The following is a 14708-nucleotide window of genomic DNA, read 5'->3' on the forward strand; positions in this document are numbered from 1 at the left end:
CGGGAAGCCCGCTGCATCGCCGCCTTCGAAAGATCTCTCCGATGGAAAAGCGCGAGGAAGCCCGCGCCTTTCTTCGCGCGTATTTCAATGAAAATAAGAAGGGTGATGCCGCCTTCCGCGCACGCTGGGCGGAGGTCCGGCGCGACTTGTCCCAACGCAATCATTACGAGCATACGCCGGAGGAACTGGCCTATGGCGCGCGCATCGCCTGGCGCAACCACGGCAAATGTATCGGTCGCCTGTTCTGGGAAAGCCTCGAAGTGTTCGACTGCCGCCAGGTCGCGGAGCCGGACGCGATAGCCGACAGGGTCGACGTGCATTTGAGGAACGCGTCCGCCGATGGCCGCATTCGCTCGATCATTTCGGTCTTCGCACCTGTTACCGGGGAGCAAGTGCCGGCCTGGATCGAAAGCGAACAGATTACGCAATACGCCTGCCACCAGATACCGGGCGGCGGGTGGCTGGGCGACCGGCAGAATATCGAAGCCACGCAGATCGCGAAGTCCATGGGGTGGCAACCTGAAGGCGAGCCCGGCAAGTTCGACCTGTTGCCATGGTTCCTGCGGGATCGGCAGGGACGGCGCATTCGCTACGATCTTCGGCCCGGCTCCGTCCGCGAAGTCGATATCGTCCATCCCGACCGACCCGGTTTCGCAGAGCTCGGCCTCAAATGGTATGCCGTTCCAGTTGTGAGCGGCATGATCCTCACGATCGGCGGCGTCGATTATCCCTGTGCCCCGTTCAACGGGTTTTACATGGGCACGGAAATCGCCTCGCGTAATTTCGCCGACGTCCAGCGATACGACCTGCTTGCCGACGCCGCGCAGGCTCTGGACATCGTGCATAGCCGGTTCAATCCGCTCTGGATCGACGAAACGCTGACCGAACTCAACCGCGCGGTCCTGCACTCATACCAGCAGGCGGGCGTCACCATTCTCGACCATCACACGGCGGCGCGGCAATACATGGAATTTCACGCCCGCGAGCAGCGCGCCTCGCGCCGTGTCGCGGGCGACTGGCGCTGGCTCGTGCCGCCGCAAGCCCATTCCGCGCACGATATGTTTCACATGCGGATGCGCAACTTCCACCCGGTGCCGAACTATTACCGCAATCGCGGCGAGGACGGGCTCCGCCTCATGCCGTGGTATGGCGACGAATACAGGAGGCGTCCGCAAATCTGGAAGGACCGCCTAATGCGCCGCTGGAAGATCTGGAAGCGCATGGCCTGGTAAAAGGCGAGCGGGAACCGCCTGCACTACCGCCCGCTATCGGTAGGAAGATATTTGCTTTCTCCGGAGATTTTCGATGCGCCGTTTCGCTGCCTTGCTTGCCTCATCCATCCTTATCGCCTCGGCCGGTCCCGCATTAGCGCAAGCCGGTGCCGGAAGCAGCGAACCCTCGGCGGATGAGGATCGCGGTCGCAAGGGCGTGGAAATAACCGGGCACGTTCTCAAACCGATACCCTTGGAGTGGAGCGAAGAGCGCATGGCGAAACTCGCTTTGCCGGATGGGTTCGCCATCGACGTCTTCGCGCGCGATCTGAAAAATGCCCGAATGATGCGAGTAGCGGATGACGGCACCGTCTATCTGACCCGCCGTGCGCAAGGCGACGTAATGATGCTGCGCGATACCGACGGAGACGGCAAAGCCGATATCCAGCAGGTCGTCGCCACTAAAGAGGAAATGCACGGCATCGAGATTGTCGGAGATACGATCTATCTGATGACCGTGAATGACCTTTACCGTGCCGAACGACAGGCAGACGGTACCTTAAACGATCTGCAACTCGTCGCCGACAGCTTCCCCGAAGGTGGGCAGCACCCCAACCGCATGGTCGTGATGGGGCCGGACGGGCGCCTGTATGTATCCGTAGGCTCGACCTGCAACGCTTGCGGCGAAACGAACGAGGAAAACGCGACGATCGTATCGCTCGCACCAGATGGGTCGGACCGGCGCATCTTCGCATCCGGCCTGCGCAACACGATTGGCTACGCATTCGAGCCGACCACCAGCCAGCTTTACGGCTTCGACCATGGGATCGACTGGCTTGGCGACAACGAACAGCACGAGGAGTTCAACCGGCTGAACGAAGGTCAGCGTTATGGCTGGCCCTACGTCTATGCGATGTCGCGGTTCAATCCGCAGGACACACCGCCCGATAGCAGCTTCAGCGAATATGCCGCCGACAGCGTCGAACCGATCGGGCTGCACACTCCCCATTCCGCGCCCATGCAAATGGTGTTCGATACACTTAGCGCTCTACCGGGCGAATATTCTGGAGACGCCTTTATCGCGCTGCGCGGATCGTGGAATCGCAATCCGCCTTCGGGGTTCGAAGTGCTACGGGTCGATTTCGAAGACGGACAGCCGGTCGGAATGGAGCCGTTCGTTACCGGTTTTCTGATGAAAGACAGTGGCAGTCCGACGGGATGGGGCCAGATGGGCCGCCTCGCCGGCATGGCTCAGGGTCCGGATGGCGCTCTTTATCTTTCGGACGATGAAAACGGGATCATTTACCGCATAACATATGACGGTGACGAGGCGACGGATCGCCCCGAACCGCAATTCACGAACGCGGACGATGATAGCCTCAATTTAGGGCTGGTGACGTCGAACGGCGGCTGAAACGAAAAGAGCGCGGCGTCCGTTACGAATGCCGCGCCCTTCCCTTTACGCAAGCGTAATCAGCCGCCCGAAGAAACGGTCTCGAGGCCGTCGATATACTCGGCACCGGCAAGCACCTGTCCGGAGCTGCCTTGGAACGCGTCGCCAACGGGCTGTACGCGGCCCCCAAGGCAGGTGCCGAGAAAGCCTTCCATAGCCGCGAAGAAGCTCAGCCGGTTTTCAGGTTTCTGGAAGCCGTGCCCCTCGTCGGGGTAGTTGATGTAGGTCACGGGCAGGTTCTTTGCCTGCATCGCTTCCACGAGATTGTCCGCTTCCGGCTTGGTCACGCGCGGATCGTTGCCGCCCTGCCCGACCAATAGCGGAACGCGGATATCGTCGATCCGGCTGATGGCCGAACGTTCGATCATGGCCTCGCGCGCGGCCGGGTCGGACGGATCGCCGACATAGCGAAACCAGGTGCCCGCGAGGAAAGGCTTCCAGTATTCCGGAAAGCTTTCGATCAGCGTCGCGAGGCTGGACGGGCCGACGATATCGACGCCGCATGCGAAGGTATCGGGCGTGAAGGTGACGCCGACCAAAGTCGCATAGCCACCATAGCTGCCCCCGCCGATCGCAACCTTGTCCTTCTGCGCGATGCCCTCGGACACGGCCCAGTCGACTGCATCGGTCAGGTCGGAATGCATCTTGCCGGCGAATTCGCCGACGGCGGCATTGGTGAAATCCTTCCCGAAGCCCGTCGAGCCGCGGTAGTTCACGCTGAGCACGGCATAGCCGCGATTGGCCATCCACTGATGCACGGTGTTGTAGCCATAGGCATCGCGTGCCCACGGGCCGCCGTGGACCCACAGCAGCATCGGCACGGCTTCGTCGGGCCGGCCATCGCCATCGGGATCGCTACCCGGCGGCAGAGTAAGGTAGGACACCAGCGTCTTGCCGTCCGAAGATTTGAGCTCGAGCGGATGCATCGGCTGCAGCGGCGCATCAGCGAGATCGGGCCGCGTCGCGAACCACGGCGTCAGCGTATCGGCCGTCCGGTCGTATACGTAATACTGCCCCGGCGCTTCGGCCGCGCCCTCGTAGACGATCCAGGTGTTATCGTCTTCGGTCCGCGAAGAGATCGAGAACTCGCCTTCAAGGTTCTCCTGCAGGAACGCGATCTCGGCCGCGGCTTCGTCGTTCAGCGCCGTCCACTCGTCTTTCAGATAATTCGTCGAGTAGGCGATAGGCTCGTAGGTTTCATTGTCGGTCAGAATGCCGCTCAAATCGGCCTTGCTCGGCTCGGCAATCACGCGCCGCTCGCCGCTCGTCAGGTCGATGGCGATACCGGCGGCGAGGTTCCGCTCGCGGCTGTCGATCATGTAGACCGTACTGTTATCGCGCGAGAAGCCGACGACATTGGTGTTGAGCATATCCTCGCTCGGAATATCGGCGAATACTTCGCCCGGCGTCATATCCTCGTTGAGGTACACGGCGTTCATTCCGCCGTCGGGCTTAGGCGCCAGCGCCATGCGCGGTTTGTAGGTGTTGTCGGTAATCCATGCGGCGTAGCCGGGATTTTCGGCGATCAGCGTCCGCTCGCCGGTTTCGATATTCACTTCGTACAGGTCGGTGAGCTGGGGGTTGCGTTCGTTCAGTCCGACAAGGATGATGCCCGGGCGATCCTTGCTAACACCCATAATGTCCGCCCGAGCGCCTTCGGCGACCGGTGTGAGGTCGCGCGTTTCCCCGCTGCGCGGATCGGTCGCATAGACGTGGAAATTCTCATCGCCGTCATTGTCCTTCACGAACATGACGTAGCGGCTGTCCGTGCTCCAGAAGTGATTGGAGATGCCGCGATGGCGATCATCGGTAACCACCTTACCGTTTGCCGGATCGGATGCGGGCGCGACCCACACGTTCATCACCCCTTCGTCGGGCGCGATCCAGCTGACCCATTCGCCATCGGGGCTGATGCGGCCTTGCGAAGCGACCGGATTGCCGAACAATTCGGACCGGTCGATCAGTTCGTATTCGGAAAGTGCATGATGCTCGGCATGGCCGACGCCGGGCATCATGGCGGCTCCGGCAAGAGCGGCGGCTATCGCAGTCTTTTTCATAATCTACCTCCTGTTCCCTTCCGGCAACGTAGGTAAAAGGAGGTGTGGTGTCCAGATGAGACACCTAGAGCGCCAACAAAAAGGGGCCGGCTTCGCAGCCGACCCCGCTCAATCCTACTGGCGTGTAAATAGGTTTTAGAACCCATCCACGCTCTTGCTCACGAGAATGTTGACGGCCACGCGGCGGTTCTGCGCCTTGCCTTCTTCGGTATCGTTGCTCGCCATTGGATCGGACTCGGCCATGCCGGTCGGCGTCAACATGCGATAAGGTGCCCAGTCGCACTGCTGCTGGAGGTAGTTCACCACCCGCGTCGCGCGCTTTTCGCTCAAGTCCTGATTGATCTCGTAATTGCCGGTATTGTCGGTGTAGCCGACGACCAGGAGCAGGGCGTTGTCGGTCGCATTGGCCTGCTGCGCGGCGTTGCAGAGATCCATGCGGGCCTGATCCGACAGGTTGTATTTGCCCGTGTCGAAATAGACGTTGGTCGTGCCCTTGATGTTGTACTTGTCGATATCGCCGACCCGGCCGCGCAAGGCTTCCGTCGCGGCCGCCTGCTCTTCGAACCGCTCGTTAGTGCCGTTGTGGATCATTGCCGCAGTCTTGAGGTCCTTGCTTTTCACCGCGACCTTGCTCGCGACGAGATTGCTGCCCCACTGGACCGTGTCGACATCGACAGGAAGGCCGCTCATCAGCGACGCCGGTTCCAGGCGATCCTTGTCGAGACCGAGAAACCCGCCGCTCGAACGAATTTCGGTTGCCGAGCTGAGCGCGAAAATCATGTTCTGGCCATCGGCAGTGGTCACGCGAACGCGGTTGCCGTCACGACCGGAGATGAACCCTTCGACCGTGGGGCCTTCGGGCATGTCGGAAAGGTCTGTCGGGACATCGCCGAAGACGGTGATGTCGTCGCTCTGCGTTTCCATCGGCATGTTCTGCCCGTAGGAGTCCTGCGACTGTGCGGACACGGTCGTAAGCGGGCTTGCCAACATGGCGATGGCGGCAAGGCCGCTCGTACTCTTGAGAATGGTCTTCATCGTCATACTCCTTCAACTGCCTTCCGACCGTCGAACCGGAAATCGGTTCCGCACAGCTCGCTTCCAAGCTGAGGGTCGGGACACTTTTTGAACCTTACTCGACGACGCGCAGCAGGACGCCGGCGCCGTGTGTCGAGGGCGGCGGCATTCCAGATTAGCCTGTCGTTCGCATGAATACGAAAGGCAACCGGCTTGCCGAAATGGTTAACACGAGTGCAGAATAAGGCGAATTGATGGCGAGAAGGATCGGTGACCGTCATCGCTCGGCTCTTGCTTTGAAGCTTTTCAGTTTGGCTGAACGCCCGCATCCGCGAGAATCGCGGCTCGTAATTCGGCGATCCCCATGCCCTTTTCGGCGCTGGTCACATGCAGTACGGGGAAGGCTGCAACGTGCTTCTTCGCCTCGGCTTCGGTAGCCGCTGCGACTTTCGCCAGTTCGCTGGCCTTGATCTTGTCCGCCTTCGTGAGAACGACGCGGTAGCCGACCGCCGCCTCGTCGAGCATTTTCATCATTTCGCGGTCGACGTCCTTCAACCCGTGCCGGCTATCGACGAGGACCAGCGTGCGCGAAAGAACCTGCCGTCCGCGCAGATAGGTGCGCACCAACTGCTTCCACTTCTCGACCACCTTGACGGGCGCTTTCGCGAAACCGTAGCCGGGCATATCGACCAGGCGGAATTGCGTGGGTTCGCCGACTTCGAAAAAATTGAGTTCCTGCGTGCGCCCGGGGGTGACCGAGGCACGCGCAATGTTCTTGCGCAATGTCAGGGCATTGAGAAGCGTGCTCTTGCCGACGTTCGACCGTCCGCAAAAGGCGATTTCCGGCACCGTGGGATCGGGGAGGAACTTCAGTTGCGGGGCGGAAAGCAGGAAATCGACCCGGCCGGAGAACAGCCGTTCCGCCTGCTTTTCGCGCAAGGTCTGCGCCTTTTCTTCCGCGGCGTCGCTCACGCCTTTGCCGCAGCTTCTTCGGCCTGCTCCTTCTCCGCCTGCGCACGCAGTTTCGGGTGCTTGGAGTACAGGTATTTCTGCTGCGCCAGCGTGAGCACGTTGGAGGTTACCCAGTAAAGCAGCAACCCGGCGGCGAAGGGCGCCATCACGAACATGAGAATCCACGGCATGATGTTGAATATCTGCTGCTGTATTGGATCGCCCATGTTCGGGTTGAGCTTGAAGGTCAGCCACATCGTGAAACCGAGCAGCAAGGCGAGCACGCCGATCGCGAGGAAGCCGGGCGGCTGAAAAGGCAACAGGCCAAACAGGTTGAGAATTGTCGCGGGATCGGGCGCCGAAAGGTCCTTGATCCAGAGGAAGTCGCGGTGGCGCATTTCGATCGCCAAGATCAGAACCTTGTACAGCGCGAAAAAGATCGGGATCTGCAACAGCATTGGCAGGCAGCCTGCGACGGGGTTGACCTTCTCGCGCTTGTAGAGCGCCATGATTTCCTGCTGCTGCTTCTGCCGGTCGTCCTTGTACTTTTCCTGTAGCGCTTTCATTTTCGGCTGGATCGCTTTCATCGACGCCATGCTTGCGAACTGCTTCTGCGCGACGGGGAACATCGCCCCGCGAACGATGATCGTCAGCAGGATGATCGCCACGCCGAAATTGCCGACCAGCGCGAAAATGTTCTTCAGCAGCCACAGGAAGGGCTTCTCGAACCAGCGGAACCAGCCCCAATCGATGGCGAGGCCGAACTGCGCAATCCCCGCATCCTGGTAGGAATCGAGGACCGTACTGTCTTTCGCACCGGCATACAGGCGCGATGTGGTGGATAGCGAACTGCCCGCGGGCACGGTGACCGGCTCGTAGATCATGTCCGACCGGTACGTCTCGCCGCCGAGGGGACGGAACGTCGCATTCGGGCTGGTGCCGTCCTGCGGTACGAGTGCAGACAGCCAGTAGATGTCGGTAAAGCCGAGCCAGCTCGGTCTGCCCTGCGGCGTTACGCGGCCGTCTTCGTCCAGCGTCGAATAGTCGATGTCGTAATCCGCCGCATCGCCGAACACGCCGATCGGCCCGGAATGCGCGACCCAGAGATCCTCGCTCGCGGTGCGGCTCGTCCGGTTGATCAGGCCGAAGGGCTGGACGACAATCGGCGCACCGCCCACATTCGCGACGCTTTGCTGGGCGGTGATCATGTAATTGTCGTCGATCGTTAAACGGATGGCAAATTGCTGCCCCTGCCCGTTATCGTGCCGCAGCGTGACGGGCCGCCCCTGGCCGAGGACGCCGCCCTCCGCTTCCCAGACCGTATCTGCATCGGGCACCGCGATGTTCGAGCCGACCCAGCCGAATTGTGCGAATTGCTGCGCCGGCGTACCGCGCGGGCTGAAAAGCCGCACGGGATCGCTGTCGGCATCCGTATTCTCGTCGTAATCCTTGAGGACGATATCGTCGATCACCGCACCGCGCAGGTTGATCGAACCGGCGACTTTCGGCGAATCGATCCGCACCCGGTCGGGCGAAGCCAGCGCCTGCGCCACGTCCACCTTCTCGCGCGCAAGTTCCGCCGGGTCGACCAGGCCCCCGGTGCGCGAATGCTGCGCCGCGACCTGCTCGCTCGGCGTGTCTACCTTCTCGACGGTCCGCGCGACTTCTTCCGGCTGCGGGTAGAGATAGTTCATCGCCGCGTCCCAGCCGAACAGCAGGAGTACGGAAAGAAGGATGGCGAGAAGGATGTTGCGATGGTCTTGCAAGGTCGGTCCTAAGAGTAACCTGAATTAGATGGGCAAGGTGTCATACATGGTCAAGACACCTCGTAAACGTGCCTACGGCACCGGATCGTGCCCGCAGCCCCCCCACGGGTGGCAGCGCATTAGCCGCTTGAACGCCAACCATCCACCCTTGATCGTGCCGTATTTGCGCAAGGCCTCAATGGCGTAATGGCTGCACGACGGCTGGAAGCGACAGGTGGGCGGCATGATGCGGCTGGGGCCCCATTGCCAGAGCTTCGCGATGAGGATGAAGAACTGGCTCATGCGCGGCGGCTGCGGCGCTTGTGCGGACGGCGGCGGGGTGGATCGCCTTTGCCGTGTGCGGCGCGCGACAGGGCAGCGCGCAATTCCTCAGCGAGCTTTGAAAACTCGCGCTCGACGCCGGTTTCGCGGCCGATAAGGACATGATCGTGATCCGGCAGGCCTAGTTCCGGCAGGCTGACCCGTAACAAGTCTCGGAAGCGGCGTTTCATGCGGTTGCGCACTACGGCGTTGCCGATCTTCTTGGTGACCGTAATGCCGTACCGCTTGCCGTGTCCACCATTGGGGTGAGCAAGCAGAACGAAACCCGGGCGCGCCACCCGCAGACCGCGATTGGCAGCGAGAAAATCGGCGCGGCGCCGCATTACGAAAAGGGGGTCGCTCACCATACGCCTATACGACAACGGGCCCCCGAACGGGAGCCCGTGCAGTCGTGTCCTGTCTAAAGAGATGAAGCGAACCTTCCGGCCCGCCCCGTCACACCCAGATCAGGCGCAAAGATTCTTGCGGCCACGCGCACGGCGGGCGCGCAGGACCTTGCGACCGCCCGGGGTCGCCTTGCGTGCGAAGAAGCCGTGGCGGCGCGCACGTACGAGATTGGAAGGCTGGAATGTCCGCTTCATGGCGCGTTCCTCTAAAACTAAATCCGGTTCATCGTCGCGCGGCCAGCAATTTGCGAATCGCATCAACGAAAAGGGGCCGCCGCATGGGCGACCGCCTGCAAGGCCGCGCGAATAGGCAGATCGTCCATCGCGGTCAAGGATTTTCGAGGCAATCCGGTTTGTTAAGAGCTTGGCCCTAGGGAGCCATCGGAAGTTTCATAGCAGGATCGCAGCCTTGGTATCCACCGTCCGTACAGTCGCCTATCTCGGGCTGGAAGCGCGCGCCGTCGAGGTCCAATGCTCGATGGCGCCCGGCCTGCCCAATTTCGGTATCGTCGGCCTTGCGGACAAAGCGGTCGGCGAAAGCAAGGAGCGGGTACGTGCGGCGCTGTCGTCGATGGGGCTCGCCCTGCCGCCCAAGCGCATCACCATAAACCTGTCGCCCGCCGATCTGCCGAAAGAAGGCTCGCATTACGACCTTCCGGTTGCCCTTGCCGTGCTTGCGGCGATGGGCATCACCGATGCCGAGCAATTGGCGGACTGGATCGCGGTGGGCGAACTGTCGCTCGACGCGCGGATCGCCCCCTCCCCCGGCGTCCTTCTGGCGGCGCTCTATGCCAGCGAACAGGAATGCGGCCTGATCTGTCCCGCCGCACAAGGGTCCGAAGCCCAGTGGGCGAGCGACGTACCGATCGTCGCGGCGCCCGACCTCACCGCCCTCCTCGCGCATCTCAAAGGCGACCGACAATTGCCAAGTCCGGCGCGGGGCGAAGTCGAGCAAGCCCCGCACGGGCCGGATCTGGCGCAGGTGAAGGGACAGGAAACAGCCAAGCGTGCTTTGGAGATCGCCGCCGCCGGCGGTCACAACATGCTCAGATAAGATATGCCTACACTTTAATCGGAAAATTCGATAGCGGGAGCATATGGACTGCGTCATCTACATGCGGTGGTCGAGCACCGAACAATCCAAGGGCTCCACCTTGGAAAGGCAACGCGAAGATTGCCGGCGCCACGCTTCGGAGAATGGTTGGACAATTGTTGATGAATTGGTGGACGACGGAGTTAGCGCATTCAAGGGAGCGCATGCCCTAACCGGCGCTCTTGGTAGGTTCGTGAATGAAGTTCAATCAGGCGGTTATCCAGACGGCGTCATACTTCTTTGTGAGAAGCTAGACCGGTTGTCACGGCAGGAGCCGAGCAAAGTCTTCCTCTGGATGATAAGTCTCACCGACGCCGGCGTCACCGTGGCGACAGTCGATGGTGCTCGAAGGTATTCGCAGGGTAACTTCGACATGGCCTCCATCATCGAAGTCATCGTGAAGGCGCAGCTGAGCCATGAGGAGTCGCAGAAGAAGAGCGAACGTTTGGGGGCTGCCTGGGCCGCGAAGCGTCGTCGCCTAAACGAAGGCGAGCGGTTCGTAATGACGCGCCGTATCCCTGCATGGCTGGACGTTGTTGGAACGCCGCCGCGGTTTGTATTGAAACCTGACCGAGCGGAGGTTGTGAGACGGATATTTCAAGAAACGGTATCTGGATTGGGCAAACACCACATAGCAAGGAACCTGAATCGAGATGGCATTCCCCCGTTCGGTCGCGCCGAGGGCTGGCATGCTTCCTATGTCCAGAAAATTCTTCGTAATCCTGCTGTAATTGGGGAGCTTCATCCAGCTCGCAAAGCTCGCGGCTCTCCTCGCCAATCGACCGGCGATGTCGTATTGGATTACTATCCCCCAGTCGTTGACTTCGGCCTGCATCAGCGAGCTCTGAGGGCGATGGATCAACGTGCCAGAAAGTTCACTGGCCGTGGACGGAAACTGGTCAATCTGTTCTCAGGATTAGCGCGTTGCGCCGAATGCGGGTCGAAGATGACGTTCCGCGGGAAAGGCCGCAAACAGAGAGCGGACGGATCATGGGTCAACGAAGACTATCTCGTCTGTGATGGATACCAGCGCGGGCGCGGATGCGAGAATGGCGTGCATTTCAATTACGCGATCTGGGAGGCCGGCATCCTTGACCCGATTATCTTCGAGGCGCTGCGCGAGAATCACGACGCCTCTCAGGCCGAAATTCGGCAACTCGAGCATGAAATTGCTCGACTGGATCGAGTTTGTGACTTGGCAAAACGCAAGGCGGCTACGGCTTTGAGCATAGCCATAGAGAATGATCGCCCCGATACGAGAAACGCCTGGTCTGAAGAGGCGGCTAAAGCGGACGCGGCGCAAACCGAGCTCGATCGTGCCCGTGAGAAACTGTTGGGCCTCGCACATGAGCCAACGCGCGAAGAGCAGTGGAATCGTATCCACAAGCTACGGCAATCGCTCGACGCCGAAAACGAGGATATTCGTTTCGAGGCGAGGTCCAAGGTGATGTCGGCAGTCCACGCATTGGTCAGCGACCTCGTGTTTCATGGACCGACAAGCACGGGAGTTTCCATGGTTGTCGCACGAGAACGCACGGTCGGCATTCACTATGATGAGCTCAACAAAGGCACCGATTGGGTCATGGGGTGGCTCGATTGACGCTCTCCTAGAGGACCGTCGAGAATGAAGCGTGTTCATGAAGCCCAAAGGCAAGCCAGAAACCCCTTTCTGCTTCGGCTAGAATTTGGATTATTGCTCCTCTGGCATGTGATCATCCTCGCCACCGTTGCGCTGACAGTAATGGGAAAATGATCCTCGAAGACCGAAGATGAAGCGCGCTAGGCTGCGGGCACTGCCGTATCCAACCGCCATTTTTGTCTCCCCCCTTGAAGAAACCATCTTTCATCCCATATGATTATCATGGTAACTAAATGGAGAATGCATGACTGATCGATTGATCGTGCTCGCGCGTATCACGCCGAAGAGGGAACATCTCGACGAAGCTCGAGAAGCCATTCGGGCAATTCTGGAAGACACAAGAGCAGAAGAAGGTTGCCTTACCTTCAAACTCGCTGAGGATGAGGATGCGGGCGTCCTGCACCTCTACGAGGAATGGGCGGACCCGAAAGCATTAGCACACCATCATGCTCAGTCCTACACAGTGGCTGTGTTCGAAGCCTACGAGAGCTGGCTCTCTGAGGAGCCAGAAATTCTTCACCTGAAGCCGGTGGCTTAACGATGTTTTTTCTCAAGGACCTCCCGAGCACCGACATGGTCGAAGGCTATGCCGAGCGCTTCGATAATGTCATTCCCGATCGGGTGGTAGGCGCCTTGAAGCTAATGCGGGAAGCAAGCCTGCTCATTCGTAAGCTCGAAGCCTATTTCGCTTCACATGACCTCTCTCAGCTTCGCTTCCTAACGCTGATACTGATTGATCGCGAACCTGGAAGAAACGGTCTGCGCGCAAGCGAGATCGCCGACCGGCTTGATGTCTCACGACCCGTGACCACCCGCACATTGCAGCGTCTGGAGGAAGCCGACCTGCTGTCATCGAAACAAGATCCAGAAGATGCCCGCTCGCGGATGCTCTACTTAACACCGGCAGGACGCGAGAAGCTCGAGGCGCTTTTGCCGGGTTATTTCGCCATCCTCAATCAAGCCATGAAGGCCGAGAGGTGACCGACATGCGATTGACCGTCCTCCAAACTGTGCTGATCTGGGCAGCCGTTTGGCCGCTTGTGACAGGACTACTCATGCTCATCGCCGAATTTGCGCAAGGCCTCCACCTAGGTCTGCAGACATTTCTGCTCACAGCCCTTCTCGTCCCATTCATCAGCCTCGTCCTGGCTCCGCGAATGCAAACTTTCGCGAGCAAATTACTGGAGAAATTTTCATGAGCGAACGAATGCAAAAAGGCCTCGCCAATTTGCGCAAAATCGATGGCGAGGCAGGAGAGAAGGTCATAGAGAGCCTTGCCGACATCTCGCCAGATCTCGCTCGTTATACGATCGAATATCCTTTCGCCGACATTTATGATCGCCCTGGCCTAGCTTTACGCGATCGCGAGATCGCAACGATCGCTGCGCTAACTGCGATGGGTAATGCGGCACCGCAATTGGAGGTTCACATCCAAGCCGGCTTGAATGTCGGAGTGACACGGCAGGAAGTTGAGGAAGTGATTATACAAATGACTGTATATGCCGGCTTTCCTGCCGCCTTGAACGCCATGCAAATCGCCAAGAAAGTGTTCGCTGAGAATGAGAATGGCAATCATGCGCCCTAGAGCGCTCTTAGCCGGTGCACTTCTCGCGTCATGATGCTCGCAGCCTCGTTGATCTCTGTGATGGACGTATCGCGTGCTGTGCTGAGACGTAATGTCTCCGAGCACTGCTGGACGCTTAACCCCATAGCTCTGAGGACGTGACTCGGTTCGCGAATCCCGGAGGTGCATGCTGAACCAGTCGAGATCGCAATTTGGGGCTGCAGGAGCGTGATGAGCTGCTCGGCATCTATGCCAGGAAGTCTGACACAGATGTTCCCAGGATGCCCCGCCCCGTGTTCGCCGAGAAACCGGGCGTCGGGAAATGAAGCAGCTAAGCTCGCGCGCAATCGATCAGTGACTCTTCTCCAATTGGCCACCGCATTTTCGTCCGGGCGAAGCTCGCAAGCGAGGGCAAAACCCACGCAGAGAGGAACAGGAACGGTTCCCGACCTGAGCTCGCTCTCTTGACCGCCACCATGAAGTATCGGCCGCAAATCTCTCTTTAGATCCTGGCGAACCCATAAAGCCCCGATACCTTTCGGCCCGCCGGCTTTGTGAGCGGACAAGCTAAGCATATCGATGTCTGACTCTTCGACATCGATATGCTTCCAAGCTAGGGCCTGCGCCCCATCGCAGTGAAGGATGGCCCCCACCTCGTGGCAGATATCTGCAATCCGTCTTGTCGGATGAGCGGTTCCCACCTCGTTGTTTGCAAGCATTGCCGACACCAAAAGCGTCTCATCGTCTACTAAATCCGACAGCACCTCGAGATCGATACCCCCCGCGGCGTCGACAGGCGCCAAAATGACGTCGAAACCAGATCCCTGCAGCTCTCGCGCGGGGGCAAGGACACTCTTGTGTTCGGTAGCTCCAACGATGATCTTATTTCGGCCTTGCTGTTTCTGAGCACCCCCAAAAAGCGCAAGGTTGTTCGCCTCCGTTGCGCCGGATGTGAATATGATTTCGTCGCTCATGCCCCCGATGGCGTGTGCAATGCCTTCGCGCGCGGCCTCGACTGCCTCGGACGCGGCCCATCCTGCCGCATGCCCTTCCGAGTGCGGATTTGCATAGCCCAACCTGAATTGCTCACAGACCGCATCGATCACTTCCGGCAGCATCGGCGTCGAGGCTTGATGGTCGAGATAAATCATTCGCATATCGCTGAGGGATGGTGAAACTTACAAACTGGTGATTGTCACCAGTGACCCCTACAGCTAACATCACTGGTGAGTTTGTCCAGCTAAGGGATAAGA

The 14708-nt window shown here is 59.7% G+C and carries 14 protein-coding genes and 1 pseudogene; 7 read left to right on the forward strand and 8 right to left on the reverse strand.

Features of this window, described 5'->3' with window-relative positions; translation table 11 throughout:
- Positions 1 to 41 precede the first annotated feature (41 nt).
- Both E3U23_RS07415 and E3U23_RS07420 read left to right on the forward strand, forming a co-directional pair.
- Entirely contained in the window at positions 42 to 1232 is a 1191-nt protein-coding gene (locus tag E3U23_RS07415; RefSeq protein WP_279350596.1) for a nitric oxide synthase oxygenase, read from the forward strand.
- A gap of 73 nt (positions 1233 to 1305) precedes the next feature.
- Complete coding sequence (locus E3U23_RS07420) at positions 1306 to 2625, forward strand: PQQ-dependent sugar dehydrogenase (protein WP_279350597.1); 1320 nt, start codon at positions 1306 to 1308, stop codon at positions 2623 to 2625.
- Positions 2626 to 2684: 59 nt separating this feature from the next.
- Here E3U23_RS07420 and E3U23_RS07425 read toward each other — a convergent pair whose 3' ends face one another.
- From E3U23_RS07425 to rpmH, 7 genes are all read right to left on the reverse strand, one after another.
- Complete coding sequence (locus tag E3U23_RS07425) at positions 2685 to 4721, reverse strand: S9 family peptidase (protein ID WP_279350598.1); 2037 nt, start codon at positions 4719 to 4721, stop codon at positions 2685 to 2687.
- Positions 4722 to 4856: 135 nt separating this feature from the next.
- Positions 4857 to 5756, reverse strand: coding sequence for an OmpA family protein (locus E3U23_RS07430; protein ID WP_279350599.1), 900 nt, complete (start codon positions 5754 to 5756; stop codon positions 4857 to 4859).
- A 285-nt stretch (positions 5757 to 6041) separates the two neighbouring features.
- Positions 6042 to 6707 (reverse strand): ribosome biogenesis GTP-binding protein YihA/YsxC, encoded by a 666-nt coding sequence (yihA, locus tag E3U23_RS07435; RefSeq protein WP_279350600.1) that lies wholly within the window; start codon positions 6705 to 6707, stop codon positions 6042 to 6044.
- Complete coding sequence (gene yidC / locus E3U23_RS07440) at positions 6704 to 8452, reverse strand: membrane protein insertase YidC (protein WP_279350601.1); 1749 nt, start codon at positions 8450 to 8452, stop codon at positions 6704 to 6706. The genes yihA and yidC overlap by 4 nt, the downstream gene beginning before the upstream one ends.
- A gap of 72 nt (positions 8453 to 8524) precedes the next feature.
- Positions 8525 to 8734 carry a membrane protein insertion efficiency factor YidD gene (yidD, locus tag E3U23_RS07445; protein WP_279350602.1) on the reverse strand — a complete coding sequence of 70 codons (210 nt, stop codon included), beginning with the start codon at positions 8732 to 8734 and terminating at the stop codon, positions 8525 to 8527.
- Positions 8731 to 9096, reverse strand: coding sequence for a ribonuclease P protein component (rnpA, locus tag E3U23_RS07450; RefSeq protein ID WP_431732671.1), 366 nt, complete (start codon positions 9094 to 9096; stop codon positions 8731 to 8733). Before rnpA ends, yidD begins: the two co-directional genes overlap by 4 nt.
- Positions 9097 to 9219: 123 nt before the next feature.
- Complete coding sequence (gene rpmH / locus E3U23_RS07455; RefSeq protein WP_006833929.1) at positions 9220 to 9354, reverse strand: 50S ribosomal protein L34; 135 nt, start codon at positions 9352 to 9354, stop codon at positions 9220 to 9222.
- 214 nt (positions 9355 to 9568) lie between these two features.
- On the opposite strand from rpmH, the pseudogene E3U23_RS07460 reads away from it, so the two are divergent.
- The 5 genes and pseudogenes from E3U23_RS07460 to E3U23_RS07480 all read left to right on the forward strand — a co-directional run.
- A pseudogene (locus E3U23_RS07460) lies at positions 9569 to 10207 on the forward strand (magnesium chelatase domain-containing protein); the annotation flags it as partial.
- 49 nt (positions 10208 to 10256) lie between these two features.
- Positions 10257 to 11852, forward strand: a complete 1596-nt coding sequence (locus E3U23_RS07465; protein ID WP_279350604.1) for a recombinase family protein — start codon at positions 10257 to 10259, stop codon at positions 11850 to 11852.
- Between the two features lie 283 nt (positions 11853 to 12135).
- A complete protein-coding gene (locus tag E3U23_RS07470; RefSeq protein WP_279350605.1) occupies positions 12136 to 12429 on the forward strand; it encodes a putative quinol monooxygenase in 294 nt (97 codons plus the stop codon).
- Between the two features lie 35 nt (positions 12430 to 12464).
- On the forward strand, positions 12465 to 12872 hold the full coding sequence (locus E3U23_RS07475; RefSeq protein WP_279350606.1) for a MarR family winged helix-turn-helix transcriptional regulator: 408 nt from the start codon (positions 12465 to 12467) through the stop codon (positions 12870 to 12872).
- 214 nt (positions 12873 to 13086) lie between these two features.
- Positions 13087 to 13476 (forward strand): carboxymuconolactone decarboxylase family protein, encoded by a 390-nt coding sequence (locus tag E3U23_RS07480; protein ID WP_279350607.1) that lies wholly within the window; start codon positions 13087 to 13089, stop codon positions 13474 to 13476.
- Here the strand turns inward: E3U23_RS07480 and E3U23_RS07485 are convergent.
- Positions 13473 to 14606, reverse strand: coding sequence for a cysteine desulfurase family protein (locus E3U23_RS07485; RefSeq protein ID WP_279350608.1), 1134 nt, complete (start codon positions 14604 to 14606; stop codon positions 13473 to 13475). The two genes, E3U23_RS07480 and E3U23_RS07485, sit on opposite strands and share 4 nt — an antisense overlap.
- Between the last annotated feature and the right edge of the window lie 102 nt (positions 14607 to 14708).

Source organism: Erythrobacter litoralis (assembly GCF_029760855.1).
Classification (GTDB): domain Bacteria; phylum Pseudomonadota; class Alphaproteobacteria; order Sphingomonadales; family Sphingomonadaceae; genus Qipengyuania; species Qipengyuania litoralis_A.

Coding starts and splice junctions, on each gene's coding strand:
- E3U23_RS07480 (WP_279350607.1), top strand. CDS start 13,087: ATGAGCGAACGAATGCAAAAAGGCCTCGCCAATTTGCGCAAAATCGAT.
- E3U23_RS07465 (WP_279350604.1), top strand. CDS start 10,257: ATGGACTGCGTCATCTACATGCGGTGGTCGAGCACCGAACAATCCAAG.
- E3U23_RS07425 (WP_279350598.1), bottom strand. CDS start 4,721: ATGAAAAAGACTGCGATAGCCGCCGCTCTTGCCGGAGCCGCCATGATG.
- E3U23_RS07420 (WP_279350597.1), top strand. CDS start 1,306: ATGCGCCGTTTCGCTGCCTTGCTTGCCTCATCCATCCTTATCGCCTCG.
- E3U23_RS07415 (WP_279350596.1), top strand. CDS start 42: ATGGAAAAGCGCGAGGAAGCCCGCGCCTTTCTTCGCGCGTATTTCAAT.
- E3U23_RS07475 (WP_279350606.1), top strand. CDS start 12,465: ATGGTCGAAGGCTATGCCGAGCGCTTCGATAATGTCATTCCCGATCGG.
- rpmH (WP_006833929.1), bottom strand. CDS start 9,354: ATGAAGCGGACATTCCAGCCTTCCAATCTCGTACGTGCGCGCCGCCAC.
- rnpA (WP_431732671.1), bottom strand. CDS start 9,096: ATGCGGCGCCGCGCCGATTTTCTCGCTGCCAATCGCGGTCTGCGGGTG.
- E3U23_RS07430 (WP_279350599.1), bottom strand. CDS start 5,756: ATGAAGACCATTCTCAAGAGTACGAGCGGCCTTGCCGCCATCGCCATG.
- E3U23_RS07485 (WP_279350608.1), bottom strand. CDS start 14,606: ATGATTTATCTCGACCATCAAGCCTCGACGCCGATGCTGCCGGAAGTG.
- E3U23_RS07470 (WP_279350605.1), top strand. CDS start 12,136: ATGACTGATCGATTGATCGTGCTCGCGCGTATCACGCCGAAGAGGGAA.
- yidD (WP_279350602.1), bottom strand. CDS start 8,734: ATGAGCCAGTTCTTCATCCTCATCGCGAAGCTCTGGCAATGGGGCCCC.